The sequence below is a fragment of the Planctomicrobium stercoris genome, assembly GCF_051465655.1.
Lineage (GTDB): Bacteria > Planctomycetota > Planctomycetia > Planctomycetales > Planctomycetaceae > Planctomicrobium.
Genome location: NZ_CP195791.1, coordinates 545387 through 568068 on the forward strand (window position 1 = coordinate 545387; position 22682 = coordinate 568068).

Sequence of the window (22682 nt, forward strand, 5' to 3'; positions counted from 1 at the left end):
CGAGGGCCTATTGATTCACACTCGACACAGCTGCCGGAGTTTCATGCAACGCGGAATATCCCTGGGCGAGATCCTGCGTCAGGTGGTCCACAGCCGGTTCCATCAGGCCGAGCATGGTATACGGGAAAATTCCCAGGACGACGGCGAACAGACAGACAATCGTCCCGATCGTCTTTTCGCGTCCATTCATGTCGGTCAGATCTTCCGGGTGCGGACCTTTGTATTCCGGTCCCAGGTAGACCCGCTGAATCGTCCAGAGAATGTAGCCTGCTGTCAGAATCACCCCCGAAGCAGCGATGATCGCCAGCAGCGGGCTGTAGTTCCACATGCTGAGCACGACAAAAGCTTCACCGATAAATCCGCACAGGCCCGGCAGTCCCAGACCGGCAAAGAAGATGACGAACGCCATGGCGCTGTAAAGCGGCATCTTCTGCATCAGTCCTCCGAACTTGTTCAGGTCGCGGTGATGAACGCGGTCGTAAACAACGCCGACCATAAAGAACATGCCCGCTGAGGAAACCCCGTGGGCCAGCATCTGGAACATGGCGCCGGAGATTCCCATCTGCCAGAAGTGAGCCCCTTCGGTCGCGCCGGTGGCTTCGTTGATCTTCCAGACAGCCAGTCCCACCAGAACGTATCCCATGTGGCTGACCGAGCTGTAAGCGACCAGACGTTTGAAGTCGGTCTGTGCCATCGCAGCGAATGCACCGTAGATGATGCTGAAGGTCCCGATCGCCACCAGGGCATACGCGGCATACTGGGTTCCGTACGGACACAGCGGCATGGCAATCCGGATGATTCCATAGCCTCCCAGCTTCAGCAGGATTCCCGCCAGGATCATCGAGATGGGTGTCGGAGCTTCCACGTGGGCATCCGGCAACCAGGTGTGCACCGGGAAGGAGGGAAGTTTGATCGCGAAACCGATCACCAGCAGCCAGAACGCGACAATCTGCATTTCACGTGTGAACTGCCCCGCTTCAGCGACTTTTGCGAGTGTCAGAAGATCGAAGATGCTTTGATGCCCGGTGATCTCCGATTGAGCACTGTTGAAGTAGAACATCAGCATGGCGATGAGCATCAGCACGCCCCCAAAGAGGGTGTACAGAAAGAACTTGATGGCAGCATATTCTTTGCGAGGCCCGCCCCAGATGCCGATCAGGAAGTACATCGGCAGGAGCATCACTTCCCAGAAGACATAGAACAGGAAGAAGTCGAGAGCCATGAAGACTCCCAGCACCCCGGTTTCCAGGATGAGGAACAGAATCAGGTAACCTTTCACCTTCTGTGTGATGCTCCAGGAGGCCAGAGCAGCAATCACGAAGACAAAGGCGGTCAGCAGGACAAGGGTGAGAGAAATGCCGTCGAGCCCGAGCTGGTAATTGATGTTCCAGGTCGGCACCCAGGGGATCGAGACCAGCATCTGCATTTCGCCGACGGAGCGGTCGAACTGCTGCAGAATTGCCAGCGTGAGCCCGAAGGTGGCGACGGTGATGAAGAACGTGAAGTTCCGCATCGCCTCCACCGCCTTCTTGTCGAAGGCCATGAGCAACAGCGCTCCAATCGCCGGCAGGAAGATTGTCAGACTGAGCAGGGCAGCGGGATTGAGCATGGCTGAGTATTGCTAAACCAAAGGAGGTTGATTTCTATGGGAAACAGGCCGACTCGAAAAACGTTTACCTTCCCGGAAGGAAGACAAACAGCAGGATGAACAATGAGACGACGCTGACCGCGATAAACATGACGTACTGCCTGAGTTTTCCCGTCTGCAGATAACGCAGAGAATTCCCCAGCGAATACGTCGAATCTCCCAGAACATTCACCGCACGATCGATGACTGCTTCATCAAACATCCGGTCCCATTTCGAGATGGCCAGTGTCAGCGAAGCAAGTTTTGCCACGAGGGCGTCCAGCACGTACTTGTCAAAGGCGGTGCACCATTTCGAAATGACATGCACCGGACGGACCCACATCCACTCGTAAAGAGTGTCGAAACGCCACTTGTCGACCAGAAATTCGTACACGCCGGAGAACTGCCGTTGAATACTCCGGACATCAACCCAGCCGACGCAGTAGAAGAGATACGCAAGAATCGTCCCGCCGAAGGCCACTGCCAATGCTGCCGCGCCCGCCTGAGCATGATGCGCATGGATATCGTGGCGGCTGGGAAAAGCGACCGGTCCAAGTTCAGCTGTCATTCCCGGAGCGACATGCGCCGGTTCCGCCGAGTGCAGAAGATGGACCAGCGGACCGTCTTCGCCGCCGATTCCGACGGTGATGGCAAAGAACGCCAGCACGAAGAGCGGAGCGGTCATCACGCGCGGCGATTCATGGGCATGGTCGTAGACGTGATCATCTTTCGGGTCTCCGAAGAATGTCATGAACCACATTCGGAACATGTAAAACGCAGTGATCCCCGCAGTGATCAGGGGAATCAGAAAGAGAAGCGAGTGAACGGGATTCAATGCAGTGAATGACAACGCAGTCGCAATGATCGAGTCTTTGGAGTGATACCCGGAGAAGGCGATCGGACCGACGAACGGCAATGCAGGAAAGAACGGAACTGCGAGACCGCAGATCGCCACGACCCCGACGAACATCGTCCAGCAGGTGATCGGCATCTTCTTGTGCAAGCCCCCCATGCGGGTCATGTCCTGCTCGTGATGACAGCCGTGAATCACGCTTCCGGAACACAGGAACATCAGTGACTTGAAGAAGGCATGGGTGATCAGGTGGAACAGGCCAGCCATCCATCCGCCGACCCCCATGGCCAGCATCATGTACCCCAGCTGGCTGATCGTCGAATATGCCAGCACTCGTTTGATGTCGGTCACGACGACGGCAATGGTCGCCCCTATGAACAGGGTGATGCAACCGATGTAAGCGATGACCAGCAGCACTTCCGGAGTGAACATCGGATAGAACCGTCCGGCCAGATAGACCCCCGCTGCCACCATCGTCGCGGAATGCACAAGTGCGGAAACCGGTGTCGGTCCTTCCATCGCATCCGGTAACCAGGTCTGAAGCGGGAACTGGGCACTCTTGCCGATGCAGCCTGCGAAGATTCCCAGCCCGGCAGCAGTCAGCAGCCAGTAAGGCATGGACGATTTGGGGAAGTTGCCATGAGCACTGAGTTCGACAACTTTTTCCGATCCCTCGCCTGCGGTGTGCATGACACCGTCCACTGAGCGGACGATCTGGAACAGTCCAGGAGCACGTGTCGCCTGCGGATTGGTTTCGGCGAAGTGGAAGACGCCAAACCAGGTCCAGATGATCATCAGTCCGATGAGGAAACCGAAGTCTCCCACGCGGTTCATGATGAAGGCTTTATTGGCTGCATTGCTGGCCGTTTTGCGTTCGACATAGAAACCGATGAGGAAGTAGCTGCAGACCCCCACCAGTTCCCAGAAAATGAAGACCTGGAAGATGTTTCCTGCCAGCACCAGTCCGAGCATGGCGAAGCAGAACAGCGAGAGAAACGCGAAGAAACGGTAGTATCTTCCGGGGCGATGGAAATGCCGTCCTCCGGAGAGGTGGACCTGATGATCTTCATAATGACTCGTCAGTTCATCGCTCATGTACCCCAGGGCGAAGATGTGGATGCAGGAGGCGATGAGCGTGACCATAGCGAACATCGTCACCGTCAGGCCGTCGATGTAATAGTCGAGCGAGACATCGAGGTTGCCGAATTTCCCGAGTCGATAAAACGTGCCGGAGAAAGCTGCCTTGAACGGATTGTTCAGTTCGGTGTGATGATCCCCGGTGTGTGCATGCGATTCTTCGCCATGCGCGGCATCGTGATGTGCTGCATCTTCGTGTGCATGCACTTTCGTGACAGGTGCATCTGGAATTTCTTCATCAAGGTGAGAATCCGCGGCATGATGGTCTTCAGCGGGCCTCATGGACCACAGGTTCGCATCCGCCACATCGACCCATGTGCACAGGGCAATCAGACTGAAAACGAAGCCGGTGACGATGCATCCAACCGCCAGGTAGGCTGGGGTTTTGCTCGTCCTGCTGCTCCAGTAGGCGCCGAAAATTTCGACGCAGAAGCCGAGAAGTGGCAACAGCCAGGCAGCTGTCAGCAGCCACTGGAGCGTAGTCCCAACTTGATATAACTCGGGAGACATCGTTTCTCGCCGCAAATTTGACTGACTGACTTCAGGACTGGCTGGAATTGAAGATCAGTTCTTCAGTTCGTTGGCCTGATCCACATCGATCGTCAGGTGGTTGTTGTAAAAATTCAGAGCAATCGCCAGGGCCACAGCAGCTTCGGCAGCTGCCAGGACGATGACGAAAAGTGCCATGATCTGACCGTCCAGTCCCAGCACTCCATACTTGGAGAACGCGACCAGATTGATGTTCGCTCCGTTCAGAACCAGCTCCACTCCCATCAGCACCCCAATGCCGTTTCGCTTGGTGGCCATGCAGACCACGCCACAGACGAACAGCACCGCTGCGACTGCCAGATAAGCGTTGAGGCTGACGTGTTCTTCCACGATGACTCCTAGGCCGCGGTGGCGGGATGAGGCCGTTTCGACCGGGCCAGATAGCTTGCACCGACAAGCACCACCAACAGGTGCACGGACACAATTTCAAAAGGAAGCAGATAGCCCGTGCTGAATCTCTGCGGCTCAGCATGCTCATGGGCATGTTCTCCGTCCACATGAGAAGTTTCGGCAGCGTGCTCACCCGTTTGCAGATCGCGATCGAATCGCATTCCCAGCAGGGCGATTCCGATTCGACGTGACGAATTCCCTTCCTGGGCAGGGTTGAAGCCGGATGTTTCCGAGATCGCATGCGAATCCGCGTGAGCCAGTGTCTCCTGCGTTTTGGCCCAGTCCACCGACAGCACCGTGGAAATGACGACCATCAGAAACGCGAGACCGACAACACCCCCTTGCAGGATCTCCGCAGGAGTGTTCTTGATTGAACTGAACGGGGCACTCGCTGTCAGCATCACACCGAAGATCAGCAGTACCACGGTCCCGCCGACATAGATCAACAGCTGCGTTGCCCCGATGAAGTCGGCACCGAGCAGAAAGAACAGTGCTGCCGTCGAGCCGAGTGAAACGACCAGATAAAACGCCATCCGCACGACGTTCTGGCTCAGCACAACTGCCACTGCGCCGCCACAGGCGAAAAGGGCATACAGGATGAAGAGAAACTGTTCCATTAGCGCTCTCCTCCCGCGGGCATCTTCAAAGACAGCGATTCGAGTTGATGTTGTGGAAGGGCAGCTGCGGGGCGGGACGGTTCTTCAACAGACCGAGTCGACGCAGGAACCCGATTCCCGATTGGAGACCAGATTGACGATCGTTGAATCGTCGACGCCAGAATCAATGGCCAAGTGACCACACCGAGGAACAGGAAACAGCTGATCGGCACCAGATACTTCAAACAGGTCGTCATCACCTGGTCGATTCTCAATCGCGGCAGCGTCCAGCGAATCCAGATCTGCACAAAGACCAGCAGCCCTGCCTTTGTCATCAGGACGACCATGCCCAGCACCCGGGTCAGGTAGCCGTACGCTGTGGTGCCGTCACCAACGGAGATCAATGCGTGATCGATGAACGGGATTCCGGTCCACCAGCCCCCCATGAACAGCAGAATGCCCAGCATGCTGACGAAGAACATGGCGGCGTATTCAGCCAGAAAGAAGAAGGACCAGCGCATTCCGGAGTACTCCGTGTGGAATCCTCCGACGAGTTCGCTTTCGGCTTCCGCGAGGTCGAACGGTGCCCGCTTGTTGCTGGCCAGGGTTACCGTGAAGAAGACGAAGAACGCGAAGAAGGAAAATGGGTCATGGAAGATGAACCAGTGCCAGATCCCGCCCCCCTGCATCGCGACAATTTCATTCAGATTCATTGACCCGGCAATCACCACGGGAATGACAGCGGTGATTCCCAGCGGGACTTCGTAGCTCACCATCTGGGCGGCTTCACGCATCCCCCCGAACAGCGACCACTTGGAGGCACTGGAATACCCCGCCAGCACAATCCCCAGCACTTCCAGCGAGAGAACCGCCAGCGCGATGAACAAGCCGCTGTCCATGGAGACTGAGGTCCAGCCGTCGCTGAACGGAATGAAAATGAACGCTGCAAACGCGGCCACCACCACAATGTACGGAGAGATTCGAAACAGCATGTGATCCGCAGCCAGCGGCGCGAGATCTTCTTTCTGGATGAGCTTGATGCCGTCCGCCAGCGACTGCAGCCAGCCGAAGCGGCCTCCCACCCGGGTGGGGCCCAGACGGTCCTGAATGCGGCCTGCCACTTTTCTCTCAGCCCAGATAAAAGCAAAGGCCGGCAATCCGAAAAAGAGACCGACCAGAGCTGTGTGGATCAGGGCCGCCACAAACATGGCTCCGGATTCGCTCAGATGAGCGAACTCAACCAAACCGTCGGAAAGAGTCTTGGCCAGGATCGGCGAAATCATTCGCGACGCCTATTTCTGTATCCGCAACGGGCTTTGTCTTCGCAGGAACGCGAAACGAATTGTGTACGCAGCTTGAATTCGAGCCTTCGGAATCGTCAGCGCAAAACCTGTCCGCGCAAAGGCCCGCCTCATTTAAGTAAAGTGTTATGACAAATGCTTATGGGTGTTTCAAGCGACACGAAAGCGGTTTCCGATGCTGAGAATCGAATTTCAAGGATCGCCCTAAGATGTGATTGGTTCACGAATAACCAGCGGTCGCTCACGTTGAAAAATCCCGGGCAAGGGCATTGTTTCGGAAATTTCACCCTGAGCTGCGCGGAGCTTGAAGTGTCTTGAAGAGCGACTCCGCAGCCTGTTCACCGCTCTGAATACAGTCGGGAACGCCAACGCCGCTGCGATAATTGCCGGCCAGCTGAAGCGTCGGGAATGCCTGTTCGCAGCATTGCAGCTCCGCGATCCGTTCCAGATGTCCGACAGTATATTGAGGCATCCCCTCCGGATATCTCGCCACGACAGCGAAGTCGGGAGTCTTGCGCACACCGAGAATCGACCGTAGTTCCTGCAGAACGGTCTCGATCAGCGAGTCATCCGACTGATCTAAAACCTCGGGTTGCATTGCGCCGCCGACGAACGTTCGCAGCACCACCTTCCCTTCCGGTGCTCTCCCGTCAAACTTCCGGCTCAGGAAGGAAGTGGCCAGGATCCGGCGTTTCTCCGTGTGGGGAATGACGAGTCCGAATGCGTCCAGCGGATGCTGCACATCCGAAAGCGAATGTCCGGTGACGACAATGGCACTGGATGCGGATTCAATCTTCCCCAGCACCGCCGCTGCTTCGGGATTCACGTTCCCCAGCAGATCGGCAGCTTTGCGGGGCGGAACGGTGAGAATGATTCCGTCAAATTCCTCTGTGCGTCCGTCTACTGTTTCAATTCGCCATCCCGTCATTTGCTCCAGCTGCTGAATTCTGGTCACTTGAGGGCCGGAACGACGCTGAGTCTGGGCGACGATCCGTTGTTCGAGCGTGTCCAGCAGTTGCTGCATGCCGTTGCGGAAAGAAACAAAGAGTCCGTAACGCGCGCCACTCGCGGATTGGGACTCGCTTCGTCCGGCGGAACCCTCGAGCTGTTTCTGCTTTTTCATCCCCCGGAGCAGGCTGCCGTACTTTCGCTCCATTTCGATGAAGCGTGGAAGTGTCGCCTGCAGGCTGAGGTGTTCCGGGTCGGAGGTATAGATTCCCCCGACCATCGGTTGCACGATCCGATCGAGCATCTCGGGGCCGAGACGTCGGCGGACGAAGGCGGCCAGACTTTCATCGGTCTTTTCCCGGCGTCTGGCGATGAAGGGTTCTGCTGCCAGTCGAAGTTTTCCACTCCAGCTGAGAAGCGGCGTGGTCATCATCGGCCAGAGTTTTGCCGGTGCGAGTAGATTGAAACCCTCGGGCGTGGCGACGGGACGTCCGCGTGAGAGGATCAAAGAGCGGCGAAAGCGGGGATTTGTGGAGATCAGCTGGTCTTCAAGTCCCAGTCTTCGGCACAGATCGATTCCCCAGGGCTTGTTCGTGATGAAGGAATCGGCACCCCGCTCGATCAGATAGTCTCCAATCTGCTCCGATCCGAAGACCCCTCCCATGCGGGAACTGCTTTCGAAGATCCGCAAATCGAGGGGGAAGCTCGTGTCCGCCGCAAGTTCGATCAGCCGATGGGCTGCCGCCATTCCGGTAATTCCTCCTCCGATCACGGCAATTCGCAGCCGGGGCGGAGAAGCAGGAGTGACGGGGGAGGTGGACAACAAGTTGCTCGGTGCAGGTGGAAATCCGGAGGTTGAGTGATTGATCTTGCTGGTTTGGCGGCACACTTCAAGCCTGCGGGTCAACATTTTGCTCCCGACGAAATTTCTGCTTCGAAGTGACATGGCCTTGCCTGCCGCTGAGGAACACTCGACAATCAATGCACCTCGGAATGACAAGGATCGAGATTGGCCGGCAGCGAGTTCCCCAACACGTTCTTCTCCTCGCGCCTGCTGGCTCAGTCGGGCAGTGAGCTGACGAGTTCCACGCTGGAATGGGATCTCCCCTACGTCTGGCAGGACTGGATTCCGATTGTGCTGCTGCTGGCAGCCATGGGAACTACCGTCTGGTTCGCCTTGCGGGATAAACGCATTGTCGGGCGAAACTGGGTGCTGTTTCTGGCGAGCCTGCGAGTCCTTTTCCTGGCCATTGCGATTGTCGTCGCTCTCAATCCCCATGAGCGGACCCAGACTGATGCCTATCGGGATTCCCGGGTGATTGTGCTGGTTGATACTTCGCAATCGATGCAGCAACCCGAAACAGACCCTCGCAACACCGGCGTTCCGCAGCGGACACGCGCGGCCGCAGTGAACGATCTGCTGGAGAAGAGCCCGCTGGTGGATGAACTCCGCTCGCAGCACTCTGTCGATGTGTATTCCTTCGATTCTGATCTGAGTGAACTTCTGGTTCGCTTGCCCAGCCGCTTCAACGCCACGACCGGAGCGACACAGACTTCTATCGATCCGACGCAGGAACCGAGCGTGGATTGGGGGAAGATTCTGGAAGCGTCCGGTCTGACCACGAGGTTAGGTGACTCGCTGGATACGCTTCTGGTGGAAGGGAAGTCTCCCACCCTTTCGGGAGTGCTGGTGCTTTCCGACGGTGCATCGAATGCGGGACGCGATGTGCAGGTGCCTCGCGATCGGGCGCGTGAACAGGGAACCCGACTCGTGGCTGTCGGGGTGGGAAGTACCGAACCGCCAGTAAATCTGGAAGTCACCCGCATCGTCGCCCCCACCGACGTCCAGAAGGGGGACGCCTTTGAACTGACGGCCATGCTGCGCGGCACCGGTCTCTCCGGGCGCAACATCAACGTCGAACTTCTTCAGCAAGGCCCCGATGATTCTGAACCGACTGTGGTCTACACGCAGGAACAGACTCTCGCTGATGATGGTGCTCCCCGCGAAGTCCTCTTCGAATTGAAGCCGCCCGGTGCCGGTAACTTCGAATACACCGTCCGGGCTCGCGTGGATGGGGGACTGGAGACGCGCGAGGATGACAATCAACTCACCCGCAGCGTCAGTATCTTCGACCGACCGATGCGAGTGCTGATCATTGCTGGGGGACCTTCTCGCGATTACCGCTACGCCCGGACGATTCTCTATCGTCACCCTTCCATGGAAACGGATGTCTGGTTGCAGTCGGCTTCACCCGGAATCAGTCAGGAAGCTGACAAGCTTCTGTATCGGTTCCCCGAAACTGTTGAGGCGCTCTACGAATATGACGTCATTCTCGCGTTCGATCCGGATTGGTCCCAGTTCACTCCGGAACAGCGACAACTGCTGGCTGACTGGATCTCCAACGAAGGGGGAGGAATGGTCGCGGTTGCTGGGGATGTTTATACCCCGGTTCTGGCGGCCGAAACCGACCTGGAGCTGATTCGCAAGCTCTATCCCGTCCTGCTGGAAGAAGTGAGCCTGCGACTCTCGAACCGCGAAGCTGCGAAGTCTGTGTTTCCATTGGCCTTCACCCAGGAAGGTCAGACTGCGGAATTCCTGAAGCTGTCCGAAACCGGAAACGAAGACATCTGGAGTCAGTTTCCGGGTGTCTGTCTCGCCTACCCCACTCGAGGCGCCAAAGCAGGCACAACGGTCTATGCCGAGTTCTCCGATCCTCTCTCCCGGGGAGCTGGTGGTCAGCCTGTGGTGTTCGCTGGTCAGCGTTATGGACAGGGACAGGTGCTCTATCTGGGAAGTCCGGAGATGTGGCGGCTGCGGGCGGTTGACCCAGCCTACCTGGACCGGCTCTGGATCAAACTGGTCCGCAAAGCTGCGGAAGGGCGATCGAAACGTGGACTGCAGAGAGGGATGTTCATCCTTGATGGCCGCGAGTTTACACTGGGACAGACCATTCCCCTCCGCTTGCGAGCTCTGAATCCACAATTCCAGCCGCTGGCCAATGATATCGTCACGATCGATGCGTTCCGGTCTGGCGGGATTCCCGTAGTCCCCAGTCCTCAACTGCGTCGCGATCCGCTCAGACCGTCTGAATTCACGGGAGATTTCCGTCCGCTGATGCCCGGACGTTACCGCCTGGAATTCGCCTTGCCGGACTCTCCCGAGAAGGTGGTTGCCGAAGTCGACGTTCAGCTTCCGCGTCAGGAAGCCTCGTCGCTGGTGCAGGATGCAGGACTGTTGAAGCGGCTGGTCGAAGGGACCGCCGGTGAGTATCTCCAGCTGGATCAGGCTGCAGCAGCGATTCCTGCTCTGTTTCCGAACAAGGGGGAACGGGTCATTATCGATCAGCGGATCCGGGAGCTCTGGGACCGAAACTGGGTGATGATTCTGCTGGCCATGCTGCTGTCTGCGGAATGGCTGGCGAGGAAACTCCTGAAGCTGGCGTAGGAAATAGGAGTTAGGAGTTAGGAGTTAGGAAAACTGTCGTCTTTTCGAGTGTTATCAACCATCAACCATCAACCATCAACCATCAACCTTAAACCTTAAACCTTAAACCTTAAACCACTTTCCCCCCTCCCGTGAACCAGACTCGACCCGAAATACAGAACATCCTCAGCCGTTTGCGGCGGTGGATCCGGCGCTATGTCCTGATTCAGGGACTGGCTGGGACGGTTGTCCTGGCTTGCCTGCTGTTCTGGCTCACCTTCGGAATCGATCTTGCCTATTTTCGCCTGAGCAACCTCGAGTTGCCGGGATGGTTTCGCATCGCCTGCACAATTGCCATGGCAGCAGCACTGGTGGGAATGGTCTCCACCTGGGTCGGTTCGAAGCTCTTTCGCAGACTCAAGCCTGCCGATCTGGCACTGGCTCTTGAACGGAAATTTCCGGAGCTGAATGACCGACTGATCACCGCTGTTGAACTGGCGGACCGATCTCCCGATGGTCCCCATTCGCGGATGCTCGACAAGACCATCGATGAAGCCGTCTCCCGGCTCTCTTCGATTCGTCTTCAGGAAACGACGAATCCCGTTCCACTTCGCCGGATGCTGGTGGCAGCTGGAGTTCTGGCCACGTCCGTGCTGGTTCTGGGAATCGCCAACGCGCAGGGTATGGAACGCTGGTACAACGCCTACATCCTCGGACGGAACGATTACTGGGAACCGTTTCGCCGAAATGAACTCAAAGTGCATGTCGTCGCTCAGCCCGGCGACCGCATCCGGAATTTTGACGAAAACGGAATCTACAAACATCCTCGCGGGGCAGATCTTCAGCTGGTCGCGACCGTTCCCAGCGAAGCGACTCCGCCTCAGCGGGTGACGCTACAGTTTATGAGCTATGGAGGGTCGGGTCAGCAACGTGGGCAGGTCACCATGTCGCGGCTGGGGGAAGATGAATTCCGCCATCCGTTCATCCGGGTGGTGAACGATCACGAGTTGTGGTTCCGCGGCGGAGACTACGTGAACCGACGCCCTTTCCGCGTGCAGGTTGTCGATCCCCCTCGCGTCGATGCTCTGGAACTGAAGTGCGATTACCCCAGCTACACCGGACTCGACAGCCTGGAAGACCAGCTTGTTCGCGTGGTCGGGACACAGGTTTCGCTTCCCATGGAGACATCCTTCGAATTGAAGGCGGCAGTGAATAAACCCCTTCGTCAAGTGATTCTCCGGTCCAGCGATTATGAACTCTCGTTTGGGTTCGATCCCAGCAGCCAGGGTAAAACTCCCAGTCCTACCCGCCTGACCATCACCGACAACGACACCGGTGCGGTTCGCTCGCTGGTGTTGCAGGAGTCGGTCGAAACCTTTCTCGACCAGTCTAAAAAGCGATTCCAGATTCCGTTGAAAGTGACGTCCCGGGCAAAGGACGAGATTGCGAAGTTCACCGAGACAGCTCCGTTCCCTCTTCCTGTCACGCCTGATGACACGCTGCAGATCACGCTCGAAGATGAAGATGAGATCTACAGCCCGGAACCGGCGATGCTGACGGTGAATGGAATCGTCGATCAATCCCCGGTGGTGGAAACCCGTCGGACCGGGATCGGAACCGCCGTGACGCGAATGGCGACCATTCCCATTGAAGGGGTGCTGCTGGATGATTACGGAGTCGAATCAGCCTGGTTCACCTACCGCACGGATAAAGCAGAAAAAGACGAGAGGCAGGACCTGGCGCGGGCTCCTTCGGGTCAGAAAGAATTTCGCCTGCAGCAGACCTCTGACCGAAACGTGGAATATTTCAACCTGATTCCACTGCAACTTGATGAAGGTCAGAAACTGACGCTGTCGGTATCAGCGCGTGATGGAGATACTCTGAATGGTCCACACGAATCTCATGGGGAGCTGTTCACATTTCAGATTGTCTCGACAGATGAACTGCTGGCCAAACTCGCCGATCGGGAAATGACGCTGCGGGCTCGATTTGAACAGATCCGAACCGAAGTGAACGATCTGCGGTCTTCACTGGAGAAAATGCAGACGCAGATCTCGGAACTGGAAACCTCGGGGCAGAAAAACGACCAGTCCGCAGGGGTTGTCGCGGGGTACGTTGATCGTGGTCTGCACCAGATTCGGAAGAATCACACTGAATCCCGCTCCATCGAGTTTTCATTTCGAGACTTGCGGGAAGAAATGGTGAATAATCGTGTCGGAACGACGGAACTTCTCGAACGGATTGAGCGTCGAGTCATTGAGCCGCTGTCGCTGGTGAATCAAAATGATTTTCTGGCAGTGGACCGTCTGCTCGGAACGTTGAAGCTTGCGGTGGAACGGCAGCAGGGAATGCAGGCTGCTGCTGGCGAAATCCTTCCGGCGGTCGATCGACTGCTGGCTCAGATGGACGCCATCCTCGCGGAAATGAAAGATCGCGGCACGCTCAACGACGTGATTCAGAATCTGCAGAAAATGATCGAACTTCAGGAACAGCTGCTGGAAGAGACGGAAAACAAGCGGATTGAAGAGAGTTTCTTCACCCCGCTGAACTGATTCTTCAGGTTCGACGGAAAAATGTCAGCGAGGCGGCCGGTAAGGACTCGTTTTCCAGATTCCGATTGTGTCTTGAAGTGGATTCGTGTTGAATAATTGTGGGACTTCCGCGGCGTCACTTCCCGGCTGTGGACCATTTACGACGGATTTGAGCGGGGGCACCCAGCATGTCGATCTTCTTTCAATATCAGCGACTGCTCTGCCTTAGCGTCCTCCTGCTTTCAGTCGGCGGATTCGTGTTTGCTCAGGATTCGGAAGCACCCGCTGCGAAGCCTGCAGCTCCAGCCCGTGATCTTTCAGCGACCGAACTTCAGCTGCTGCGGGATTACGAGCGATTTGAGAAATCGTTGTTCGACGTCGGTGAACAGCTCCGTCGCAAGGACCCGGAACGAGCTGAATTGCTCTATCGTGCCCGGACGCAGAGTCAGGAGCAGAATATCCTCGCGGAAATGCAGACGATCGCCGAACTGCTCCGTTCGAAATCTCCGACCGGCGCCCCCGTCGATCCCCAGTTCGGGCCCGCTGCCGACCGGGAAAAAGAAGTGCTCGCCCGGATGAAAAGCGTGTTGCGACTCCTCCAAAGTCAGGATGAGCGTGAGCGTGTCGCTGCGGAGATCGCCCGGATTCAGGAGCTGCTGAAAGACACCAACCGCATCATCGCCCGTCAAAAAGACGTCCGGGCCGACACCCAGAGAAGCAAAGACACGGGGAAAAATCAGGAAGCCCAGGAACGGGTTGCGGACGAAGCCAGGAAGCTGAGCGAAAAAATCGACAAGCAGGATGCGGAACGGCAGGCGAAGGACGCGAGCCAGAAGCCGACCGATGGCAAGCAGGCCCCGACTGATCAAAAGCCTGAACAGGGACAGGACTCCAAGGAAGGGGATGACTCGAAAGAAGGAAAGTCACCTTCCGAAAAGCCGTCGTCCGGAGACTCAAAACCGTCAGAGAAGCCCGGAGAAAATCAGCCGAAAGATCAGAAAGATTCAGGAGATCCGTCAGAAGGCGAGTCCCAGGGGGAGCCCCAGTCCGGGAAGCCGGAGCAGGGGGAGAAGTCACCCGGAAACCCGTCTCCCCAGCAGCCCTCCGAAGATTCTGAATCAAAACAGGCATCTCCCGATTCCCAAAAGACTCCGGGACGCGAACAATTGGAGCAAGCTCGCCGGGAAATGCAGCAGGCGATCGAAAAACTTCAGCAGAAGCAGAAAGAAAAAGCGGTCGAAGACCAGGATGAAGCCGTCAATCGACTGGAAGAACTCAAAGCACAGCTGGAAGAGATTTTACGTCAATTGCGGGAGGACGAGCGGGAATCTTACCTGACAATGCTGGAAGCCCGTTTTCAAAACATGTTGAGACGGCAGCAGCATGTGAATTCCGAAACGATTCGCCTGGATCGCATCGAAGTTGCTGATCGAGGTCAACAAAACTATGCCTCGCAGTCCGATAACATCCGTAAAGAGCAGGAAGATAATGCCTTAGAGGCAGAAAAGTCCTTGCATCTTTTGAAAGAGGAAGGATCCTCGGTTGCATTTCCGGAAGCGGTGCAGCAAATGCACCAGAATATGTTGCTGGTCGCTGCCCGTTTAAGTCGGCAGGAGACCGGTCAGACCACGCAGGTGGTGGAAAAGATGATTGTCGATACGCTGGAGGAAATGATCGCAGCCCTGCGACAGGAACTCCAGAAGAAGCAGGAAGAACAACAGCAGGGGCCACAGGGGGGTCAGGGCCAGCCCCAGGAACCGGGATTGATCAATCAACTGGCAGAGTTGAAACTGATTCGATCCCTCCAGAATCAAATTAATGTTCTGACCCGGCAGATTGGCACGGAAGTTGTAAATGGCGCACAGAGCACTCCCGATCAGTTGCAACTGATTCAGGATTTGAAAGTGCGTCAAGAACGGATTCAGGAAGCGACCTACGACCTTTCCGTCGGCAGGAACCAGTGATGCGAAAATCCCGAGTTTCCACTGGAATCTATTTTCTCTCAGCGGCACTGTGCTGTGCGACGGCTCAGGTTGCTGAAGCAGCGAGCCCCCCGGCCATCTCGCCGACAGACGTCTACGCACCCCCTTCAGCCACCGACTTGAAGGGGGAAGTGCTGGCGTGGGTACATCAGAAGAATCTGCTCGAAACACCGGTCATGGACGCCATCGCTCCCAGCTGGGAGTTCGAAGGGAAGCCGAGTCCGGAAGTTCTTTTCGACGCGCTCATGAGAACGTTCTACCTGGCCGATGATGAGACTCGTAATCTGGTCGACAGCTGCCGGAACTGGACGTACTCGCCGTCGCTGCTGCAGGTGCAGTTACCCGCGACGACACGTGATCATGACGAACCGTTATTGACGCACAACGTCCGCTATTTCCTCGCCCGGCATCTGACGCTGCTCACCGCCTATAACGACGCGATGGACATCTTCAACCTGATCGATCCGAAATTTGTGGTCGATCCGGCAGGCTGCCTGTTTCATCGTGCTGTCTGTGAACATCACCTGCTGATGAAAGAGCAGGGGTTGAAGACGCTGCAGGTCTTGCAGAATCAGACTCAGGATGTCCCGGCCCGCTATCGTAAGCTCGCGGAACTGATGGAGACAGATCTCGAGGGGGTTCAGGAGAAGACCCTGGGAGAAGTCGCCCGTCAGATGAAAGATGTCCAGCGCAGGCTTTCTCTGCAGCAGACGGATGAAGGGGTGCAGGAGGTCGAAGAGAAGATCATTGCGACCCTCGATGAGCTGATCAAGAAAATGGAAGACCAGCAGAAGCAAAGCTCGTCATCCGCGGGCGGGTCGAGTTCCGGACAACCGCCGACGAATCCGGCCAACGACTCGTACCTGGGCGGGGTGAAAGGGCCCGGCGAAACGGACAAACGTGACATCGGCCACAAGGATCACTGGGGAGATCTTCCCCCCAAGGCACGTGAAGCAGCCAAGAACATGCTGGATCAGCAGTTCCCTGCCCACTATCGACAGGCTGTCGAAGAATACCTGAAAAAGCTGGCGGAACGACCTGCCCCGTAACACCCGGCGGCCAACCGGTGTCTCCCACGAAAGCCTGCAATACAGGCTGATTCACGATTTCAGCCAGTGCATTTCCGTGCCGTGACGCTACGATAATGGAGATGCACAGGCCCGCGCCTGATGCTTCGGAAGGGATGTTCTCCGGCGCTCGAGATCGAGGAGATGATGTTGAAGGTTGCCTGTCCGTCTGTGATGCGGCCACTCGTGTTCGCATTGGCCTGCCTGGTCGCTGGCACTTCATCTCTCGTTGCGGGGCCTCAGGTCAGTCTCACACTGCTGGACGGGACCACTCGCAAAGGGGAATTGCTTTCTCTTGCCCCGGACCGGATTCAGCTCACCAGCGACGCCGGTGTTCAGGAGATCCCCGTCGACTCGGTCATGCAGATGGATTTCATCGGGGAAGCAGCCGCTGCCGGGGAGAAGCCGGCAGTTGGAGTGACACTTGCGGACCGCTCCAGTCTGATGCTTGCGAACGTGGAATCGGATGGCACGAACGTCACGCTTTCCATTCCCGGCCAGGATCCGGTTGCGATCCCGACACGGCAGGTGAGCGATATCCGTTTTGCGCCCATCGACGAGAAAATCGCAAGTCGCTGGGAAGACCTGCGAAGCCGGAACGCACGCGATGACCTGCTGGTGATCCGCAAAGGAGACGTGCTCGACTATGTCGCCGGGTCGATCAGCAAAATCACGCCGACTGCTGTGACAATGCTGGTCCGGGAGAAAGAACTCTCCGCGCCGCGAGAAAAAGTTTTCGGACTGGTCTTCGCTTCCCGCGCCGCGCCGACACAGGCGCGCCGTGTTGCGGTACACAGAGACTCCGGGGATCTGCTGCAGGCAGAAACCCTGACACTGGAGAACGATCAACTCAAGATCACGTCGGCATCGCTGGGGCAGATCTCCGTTCCCACGTCCAGTCTCCAATCACTGGACTTCGGTGGAGGACGCATCCGCTTCCTGGCTGATCTCCCTTTTGATCAGACCGCGTCCAAACCGCCACATGCAGAGAGCTCCGTCGTGTGGTTCGTCTCTCGCAACGCTCCGTCCGGAAGCGGCGGCAAAGCACCGCTGACAATCGGCACAAAAGAATTTCGAAAAGGACTGTGGTTGCATTCGGGAGCTGTCGTGCGGTTCCGGTTGAACCGTGAATATACTCAGTTGCGTGCGACCGCCGGTTTCGATCTGACGCACGTCACACGCATGCCCCGATTCGATCCGAGTGTCCGGCTCGTGGTTCTCGGCGATGGTCAGGAACTCTACTCCAAACAGTTTCGCTGGAACGATCCGCCAGAGCAGCTGGACCTGAAGCTGACGGACGTTCGCGAACTGACGATCCGCATCGACTCCGCCGGCTCGGCTCAGGGGATACTCGAACATTTCGCACTTGGCGACGCTCAGGTGATTCAGTGATGTCTATCAGGTACATGCGTGCGTCGCTTCTGGCGACCATCTTGTTTTCACCGTGCTGGGAAAGTTTGGCCCAGGCTGCTCCCGTCGAGGTTCCGCAAGCCGTCCGCGACGCGGAGGAGAAGCGGATCGAGGTGATGAAGGAAGTGGCCCCCAGCGTAGTGGCCATCTTCTCCGTGGGAGGAGGCGGAGGCGGGTCCGGCGTGCTGATCGACGCGGACGGCTTTGCTGTGACGAACTTCCACGTCGTTCAAGGGCAGGGAGGCTTCCTGAAATGTGGCCTCAACGACGGCAAGATCTACGACGCTGTGCTGGTTGGAATTGATCCGACCGGGGATGTGGCTGTCATTCAGCTGCTGGGACGAAAGGACTTCCCGCACGCCCGCATCGGAGACAGTGACGAAGTCCGTATGGGGGACACGACGTTCGCGATGGGAAATCCGTTTCTGCTCGCCACCGACTTCCAGCCGACGGTGACGTACGGCATGGTCAGTGGAGTGCACCGGTACCAATATCCAGCCGGCACCTTCCTGGAATACACCGACTGCCTGCAGGTTGACGCCTCCATCAATCCCGGAAATTCGGGAGGCCCGCTCTTCAACATGCAGGGGGAACTGATCGGAATTAACGGGCGAATTTCTGTGGAGAAGCGGGGGCGCGTGAATGTCGGCGCGGGATACGCCATTTCCATCAATCAGGTGATGCACTTTCTGGATCATCTGAAAAGCGGACGCGTGGTTGATCATGCCACGCTCGGAGCGACCGTCTCCGGCACAGCGGACGGGACTGTTGTGATCGACCGCATTCTCGAGAGTTCCGAGGCCTACCGTCGCGGGCTGAGACGTGATGACGAAATCATCACCTTCGCCGGTCGGCCCATTCGCAGCGTCAACCAGTTTAAAAATATTCTGGGGATCTATCCCAAAGGCTGGGTCGTCCCGATTTCGTTTCGCAGGGACGGACAACGACATGACATTCAGGTTCGTCTGATGGGCTTGCACCGCCGTGCTGAGCTCGCAGGCGGAAGCGAAGAAGGTGGTGATCCGGAAGGACCTCCCGAAAAGAAACCGGGGGATGATCCTCAGGATCCTGAATCTCCCGGACCCCACAAGCAGGCTGCCAAACCGGAGATTCCCGAGCAGTACGCGGAGATGTATGAAGATCGCCCGGAGTTCGCCAACTACTACTTCAACGCTCAGGCGCAGGCGCGATTGTTCAAAGGGATTGCTGCCTGGGGGAACTTTGCGGAACAGCCGGTTGGCTGGTCGATCACCGGCAAGTTGAATGAAACGACTCCGGTCCAGATTCGTATGCTGCCGGAAGCACTCGCGGGTCGATTCGGAGAGCAGTTCGCTGTTCAGGAACTCAAGAACGACTTTGCCGATCTCCCTGCTGGCTCAGGCGGGTTTTTGGCTGCGCTGGAACAGCTCAAGCATCTGCTTGCGGATCCGAAAGATTACTTCACCGAGTGCTACTATCTGGGAAGTGAGCCGTCACTCGAAACCGGAGATCGGGTGGATGTCCTGATCACCACGCGCAGCCTGGTGACTTCCCGCTGGTATTTCAAACGGGACAGCGGCGAACTGCTGGGATTCGATACCTCTCTGGCCGAAGATGTGGATCCCTGTGAAATCCGATTTGGAGAACTGGTCTCGCTGGGGCCTGTTCGATTCCCTCAAACCATGACGATTCGATACGGAGACAAGCCGTTCGGTGTCCTGTCGATCGAATCGTTACAGTTCTTCGCAGCTCCCGCTCCGGGAGGGAAGAATCCATGAACAGATTCAACTTGAGTCTCGTCCCGCGCGGTCTCTGTGCCCGGATGATTGCTGTCTGCCTGATCTGGCTGGCAGCGTCGCAATCCGTGCGTGCGGATGAACTGCATGACGCCATCAATCAGGTTCAGTCCCGGATGGTGAAGCTGTACGGGGCCGGCGGTCTGAAGAATCTGGCCAGTTACGGAACCGGCTTTGTCGTTTCCCCGGACGGTCATATTGTAACGGTCTGGAGTCATCTGCTGGACGCCGATACGGTGGCTGTGGTGCTGCACGATGGACGTCGATTTTTTGGAAAGGTGATCGGGACGGATTCGAAAAAAGATCTCGCTGTGCTGAAGATCGACGCGACGAACCTGAACTATTTCGATCTCAATCAGTCCGCTTCAACGGGTCCGGGATCGCTGGTACTCGCCTTCAGCAACATGTTCAAAGTGGCTGTGGGAGATGAACCGGTTACGGTGACTCACGGGATCGTCTCCGCGAAGACCAACCTTTCGGCGCGTCGTGGTCGATATCAGGCCCCTTACTCCGGCCCGGTGTACATTCTGGATGCGGTGACCAACAACCCCGGAGCCGAAGGTGGGGTCTTGACGACCTATGACGGAAAGCTGCTGGCGATGCTGGGTCGGCAGGTTCGAAGTGATGAGAACAATGTCTGGTTGAACTACGCGATGCCGATCAGTGAACTTCGCTCGAGCATCGATGACATCATTTCGGGACGTCTGCATCGAACCGATCCGTTGCTCGCGGAGACGAAATCGACCAGTGCTGGTTTCAAAGGACTCGATTTCGGGCTGGTGCTGGTTCCGGATGTCGTCTTCCGCACCCCGGCCTATGTGGAGACGGTAGTGGAAGGCTCTCAGGCCGCTCAACTGGGACTGAAGCCGGATGATCTTGTCGTCTTCGCCAACGGAGAGCTGGTTCCCTCGATTCGCCACTTCGAAGGAGTGCTGCGAAATCTGAGCCCGGGGGATGATCTTGAACTGGTAGTACGGCGGGAATCGGAGCTGATCTCTGTCACCTTTCGCGTGCCACGGCAGAAGTGATGCAGAATCTTCACACACAGAAAAAGGGATCGCGGTACGTGTTCCTGAAATTGAATTCGATGCGGCTGAGTCTGTTCCTGAGCAGCTGCACTGTGGTGACGCTCGTCACGGGAGCAGCTTCGTGCTTTGCAGCCGATCTGTTGCTGCAGGAACAGCAGGCAATTCAGAAAGCAGTCGCAGCAGCTGAGCCTTCCATTGTCCGGATTGAAACGGTTGGCGGCGTGGATCTCGTCGGGGACCTGCTGACCGGGACCGGTCCGACGACAGGGGTCGTGGTGCGATCTGATGGATATATCATTACCAGCCGTTTCAACTTCCTGTCGAAACCAGCCTCGGTGGTGGTGACGCTGCCCGATGAACGGCAATTTGCAGCGGAGATTGTCTCCAGCGACATGTCCCGCATGCTGACATTGCTGAAGATCAAAGCAGACGATCTGATTCCGGCAGTGGCCGTCCCGAAGAATGAGTTTCAGGTCGGGCAATGGGCACTGGCACTGGGACGAACGTTCGATCCGAAGTTTCCCAACGCCAGTGTGGGGATTGTCAGCGCGATCGATCGAGTCTGGGGACGAGCGATTCAGACAGATGCCAAGACGTCTCCGGTCAACTACGGCGGTCCGTTGATCGATCTGACCGGGCGCTGCCTGGGGATCATTGTTCCATTATCTCCCGATAAACAGGAGGAGACCGCCGGGGTGGAGTGGTACGACAGCGGAATCGGGTTTGCCGTTCCTCTGGCGGACGTTGAAGCGGTGCTCCCCCGGCTGATTGAGAAGGAAACTCTGAAGCCCGGACTGATGGGAATTGGCTTTGAAGATCAGGGACCAGTCAGCGGATCCGCGAAGGTGATCCGGGTTCGTCCCGAATCCCCTGCTGATCAGGCGGGCATTCTGCAGGATGACGTGATTGTCAGCGTGAACGGAAAACCGGTCGAAAAGCTCAACGACCTGAAGCATATCGTCGGCTCGATGTATGCCAAAGATGTCGCCCATCTGAGCATTCGCCGCGGTGAAGAAACTCTTCAGAAAGAGATCACCCTGACCGACGAACTGGTCGCCTATCAGTTTCCTGATCTGGGGATTTTGCCAAGCCGCAGCTCAGAAGAAGCGGGGGTCGCCGGTGTTCGGATTCGCACGGTCGTTCCGGGTTCGCCCGCCGACTCCGCAGGGCTCAAAGCGGGTGATCTGATTGAGAAAATCAACGATGACGCTGTTGCTTCGATTGCAGAACTGACCCGGGAAGTGCGCAGAAATGAACCGGGGAAAGAGATCACCGTCCTTGTGCGTCGTGGCGAGCAGCAACTCCCGGTGAAAGCAAAACTCGTCCCGTTTCCTGATGAGCCCCCGAAATCTCTGGAGCGGATTGTGATCCCGTCTCCGGAGACTCCGCCTGGTGTGGAAACCGGTCGGTTCAATCACCGTCTTCCGCAGGAGGGACTCGCCTTCTGGGCTTACGTTCCGGAAAACTATCGAGCCGATACCGCGTGGGGCCTGCTGGTCTGGCTGCATCCTCCTGGCGATTCCCAGGAGGCAGAGACGCTGCAGGCGTGGTCGGCGGTCTGCCGGGAACGGGGAATCATTCTTGCCGGGCCCCGGGCGGGCGATGTCAGCGGGTGGTCCGCCGATCAGGAAGCTCAAGTCAAAGACATGATCGAATGGATCCGTGAGAAATACCGCATCGATCCCGCGCGGATCGTCGCGATGGGACAGGAAAACTCTGGTCCTTTCGCCAGCCGTCTGGCGTTCAAATACCGTGATCTCTTTCGCGGGCTGATTCTGCTTTCCGCTCCGCTGCGGAGTCCGCCCCCCGACAGCGATCCCGATTATCCTTTCCAGCTGGTCTGTGTGTGTGCTGCCAGCAATCCGACCTTTAAGATGGTCAAGGCGACCGTGGAAGCAATGCGGAAACGAAACTTCCCGAGCTGGTTGATCGAACGCAGCAAGGGGGACGAAGGAACGTTTCCTGCAGAAGTGGTGTCACAGCTGGCGATCTGGCTGGATTCGCTGGATCGTATCTAGAGCGGTTTTGCAAAAGATCTATCACGTTCCGCAGGCGATAATATGG

At 57.1% G+C, this 22682-nt stretch carries 14 protein-coding genes; 8 read left to right on the forward strand and 6 right to left on the reverse strand.

Going from position 1 to position 22682, the window contains the following annotated elements:
- Window positions 1-7: 7 nt before the first annotated feature.
- From SH661x_RS02275 to hemG, 6 genes are all read right to left on the reverse strand, one after another.
- Window positions 8-1609: a complex I subunit 4 family protein gene (locus tag SH661x_RS02275; protein WP_437227594.1), complete on the reverse strand. Its 1602-nt coding sequence runs from the start codon at window positions 1607-1609 to the stop codon at window positions 8-10.
- A 64-nt stretch (window positions 1610-1673) separates the two neighbouring features.
- Window positions 1674-4127 carry an NADH-quinone oxidoreductase subunit L gene (gene nuoL / locus SH661x_RS02280; RefSeq protein WP_437227596.1) on the reverse strand — a complete coding sequence of 818 codons (2454 nt, stop codon included), beginning with the start codon at window positions 4125-4127 and terminating at the stop codon, window positions 1674-1676.
- 54 nt (window positions 4128-4181) lie between these two features.
- Window positions 4182-4496, reverse strand: coding sequence for an NADH-quinone oxidoreductase subunit NuoK (gene nuoK, locus SH661x_RS02285; protein WP_437227598.1), 315 nt, complete (start codon window positions 4494-4496; stop codon window positions 4182-4184).
- An 8-nt stretch (window positions 4497-4504) separates the two neighbouring features.
- On the reverse strand, window positions 4505-5173 hold the full coding sequence (locus SH661x_RS02290; protein WP_437227600.1) for an NADH-quinone oxidoreductase subunit J family protein: 669 nt from the start codon (window positions 5171-5173) through the stop codon (window positions 4505-4507).
- Complete coding sequence (gene nuoH / locus SH661x_RS02295; protein WP_437227602.1) at window positions 5173-6435, reverse strand: NADH-quinone oxidoreductase subunit NuoH; 1263 nt, start codon at window positions 6433-6435, stop codon at window positions 5173-5175. The genes SH661x_RS02290 and nuoH overlap by 1 nt, the downstream gene beginning before the upstream one ends.
- 301 nt (window positions 6436-6736) lie before the next feature.
- Window positions 6737-8224, reverse strand: a complete 1488-nt coding sequence (gene hemG, locus SH661x_RS02300; RefSeq protein WP_437227604.1) for a protoporphyrinogen oxidase — start codon at window positions 8222-8224, stop codon at window positions 6737-6739.
- Between the two features lie 186 nt (window positions 8225-8410).
- Between hemG and SH661x_RS02305 the strand changes: the two genes are divergently transcribed.
- From SH661x_RS02305 to SH661x_RS02340, 8 genes are all read left to right on the forward strand, one after another.
- The gene (locus tag SH661x_RS02305) at window positions 8411-10846 is read left to right on the forward strand and encodes a hypothetical protein (RefSeq protein ID WP_437227606.1); all 2436 of its coding nucleotides are present in this window, start codon (window positions 8411-8413) and stop codon (window positions 10844-10846) included.
- Window positions 10847-10977: 131 nt separating this feature from the next.
- Window positions 10978-13377: a hypothetical protein gene (locus SH661x_RS02310; RefSeq protein ID WP_437227608.1), complete on the forward strand. Its 2400-nt coding sequence runs from the start codon at window positions 10978-10980 to the stop codon at window positions 13375-13377.
- Between the two features lie 167 nt (window positions 13378-13544).
- On the forward strand, window positions 13545-15320 hold the full coding sequence (locus tag SH661x_RS02315; protein WP_437227610.1) for a hypothetical protein: 1776 nt from the start codon (window positions 13545-13547) through the stop codon (window positions 15318-15320).
- On the forward strand, window positions 15320-16387 hold the full coding sequence (locus tag SH661x_RS02320; protein WP_437227612.1) for a hypothetical protein: 1068 nt from the start codon (window positions 15320-15322) through the stop codon (window positions 16385-16387). The genes SH661x_RS02315 and SH661x_RS02320 overlap by 1 nt, the downstream gene beginning before the upstream one ends.
- 162 nt (window positions 16388-16549) lie before the next feature.
- The gene (locus SH661x_RS02325) at window positions 16550-17797 is read left to right on the forward strand and encodes an NPCBM/NEW2 domain-containing protein (RefSeq protein WP_437227614.1); all 1248 of its coding nucleotides are present in this window, start codon (window positions 16550-16552) and stop codon (window positions 17795-17797) included.
- A complete protein-coding gene (locus SH661x_RS02330; protein WP_437227616.1) occupies window positions 17797-19572 on the forward strand; it encodes a S1C family serine protease in 1776 nt (591 codons plus the stop codon). The genes SH661x_RS02325 and SH661x_RS02330 overlap by 1 nt, the downstream gene beginning before the upstream one ends.
- The gene (locus tag SH661x_RS02335) at window positions 19569-20618 is read left to right on the forward strand and encodes a S1C family serine protease (protein ID WP_437227618.1); all 1050 of its coding nucleotides are present in this window, start codon (window positions 19569-19571) and stop codon (window positions 20616-20618) included. Before SH661x_RS02330 ends, SH661x_RS02335 begins: the two co-directional genes overlap by 4 nt.
- Entirely contained in the window at window positions 20618-22636 is a 2019-nt protein-coding gene (locus tag SH661x_RS02340; protein ID WP_437227620.1) for a PDZ domain-containing protein, read from the forward strand. Before SH661x_RS02335 ends, SH661x_RS02340 begins: the two co-directional genes overlap by 1 nt.
- The last annotated feature ends 46 nt before the right edge of the window (window positions 22637-22682 follow it).

Bases quoted from the DNA above. Each gene is read 5' to 3' on its own strand.
- SH661x_RS02275 (WP_437227594.1), bottom strand. From the start codon at position 1,609: ATGCTCAATCCCGCTGCCCTGCTCAGTCTGACAATCTTCCTGCCGGCG.
- nuoL (WP_437227596.1), bottom strand. From the start codon at position 4,127: ATGTCTCCCGAGTTATATCAAGTTGGGACTACGCTCCAGTGGCTGCTG.
- SH661x_RS02290 (WP_437227600.1), bottom strand. From the start codon at position 5,173: ATGGAACAGTTTCTCTTCATCCTGTATGCCCTTTTCGCCTGTGGCGGC.
- nuoH (WP_437227602.1), bottom strand. From the start codon at position 6,435: ATGATTTCGCCGATCCTGGCCAAGACTCTTTCCGACGGTTTGGTTGAG.
- SH661x_RS02315 (WP_437227610.1), top strand. From the start codon at position 13,545: ATGTCGATCTTCTTTCAATATCAGCGACTGCTCTGCCTTAGCGTCCTC.
- SH661x_RS02320 (WP_437227612.1), top strand. From the start codon at position 15,320: ATGCGAAAATCCCGAGTTTCCACTGGAATCTATTTTCTCTCAGCGGCA.
- SH661x_RS02325 (WP_437227614.1), top strand. From the start codon at position 16,550: ATGATGTTGAAGGTTGCCTGTCCGTCTGTGATGCGGCCACTCGTGTTC.
- SH661x_RS02330 (WP_437227616.1), top strand. From the start codon at position 17,797: ATGTCTATCAGGTACATGCGTGCGTCGCTTCTGGCGACCATCTTGTTT.
- SH661x_RS02335 (WP_437227618.1), top strand. From the start codon at position 19,569: ATGAACAGATTCAACTTGAGTCTCGTCCCGCGCGGTCTCTGTGCCCGG.
- SH661x_RS02340 (WP_437227620.1), top strand. From the start codon at position 20,618: ATGCAGAATCTTCACACACAGAAAAAGGGATCGCGGTACGTGTTCCTG.